We start from the raw sequence: 952 nt of genomic DNA, 5'->3' as shown, positions 1-952 counted from the left end.
CGCGCCATCGCCCGCCCCGGCCGCCCCCGCCCGTCGCCGGCGCCCTCAGCCGCGTGCGTACTCGTCATGACGGCGCCACCACGGGCCGGCCTCGTTGCGTCCGCGCGGCGCGCGATCGAGCCACTGGTACATCCCCCACAGCCCGTCGAGCCCGCGCGCATAGGTGGAGTACGTGTGATAAACGGTGCCGTCCTCGCGCACGAACGCGCTCATCCCCGGCCGGTCGAGCGAATACGTGAGCGCGTCGGTACCGCACGTCGCAGCGAACTGCACGACGGGTGCCGGCGGCGGATCCATGTCCATCGCGTGACCGGCCAGCGCGTAGTTGTATTCGACGGCGCCCGCGCGCTGCTGCGTTTCGGTGAACGACACATTGAAGTCGAAGTTGAAATCGCTGCCGACCGAGGACGCCCACGGGAAGCGCCACCCCATCCGCTGCCGGTAAGCGAGGAGTGTCGCGAGCGGCGCACGCGACACGGCGGCGAGCGTCACGTCGTGGTTCGCCAGGTGCACGGCGAAGCCGTCGAAACCGTCGGCGAGCGCCGAACACGACGGGCAGCCTGCCTTGTAGTCGGGGCCGAACATGAAGTGATAGACGAGCAGTTGCGAACGGCCGCGAAACAGGTCGCCGAGCGTGGCCTGCCCGTCTTCGGTGTCGAACCGGTAGGTCTTGTCGACGCGTACCCAGGGCAGCGCCTGGCGCCGCCGCGCGAGTTCGTCGCCTTGCCGCGTCAGCGCCTTTTCCGCGTCGAGCAGCGCGCGCCGCGCGGCCAGCCATTCGTCGCGCGTTCCGGTGAGATGGGTCGTCATTGCGGGTTCCTCCTTCCGATGGGTAGCCGGGCACGGCGTCCGGTGCCGTGTGCGTGGTGCTAGATTAGTGGCGGGCATCAGGCCGGAGGGAGTGACAAGTGTGTCGGGATTCGGATGGATTCGCTGATCACGGCGGCCGCGC

The 952-nt window shown here is 69.4% G+C and carries 1 protein-coding gene; it reads right to left on the bottom strand.

The annotated features are described in order from the left end of the window. Nucleotides 1–45 precede the first annotated feature (45 nt). On the bottom strand, nt 46–810 hold the full coding sequence (locus tag DPV74_RS41545) for a DUF899 domain-containing protein (protein ID WP_119339297.1): 765 nt from the start codon (nt 808–810) through the stop codon (nt 46–48). Between the last annotated feature and the right edge of the window lie 142 nt (nt 811–952).

The organism is Burkholderia sp. HAN2018 (assembly GCF_024704855.1).
GTDB classification, from domain to species: Bacteria; Pseudomonadota; Gammaproteobacteria; order Burkholderiales; family Burkholderiaceae; genus Burkholderia; species Burkholderia cepacia.
This window is presented reverse-complemented; position numbering and strand designations above follow the sequence as displayed.

Bases quoted from the DNA above. Each gene is read 5' to 3' on its own strand.
- DPV74_RS41545 (WP_119339297.1), bottom strand. From the start codon at position 810: ATGACGACCCATCTCACCGGAACGCGCGACGAATGGCTGGCCGCGCGG.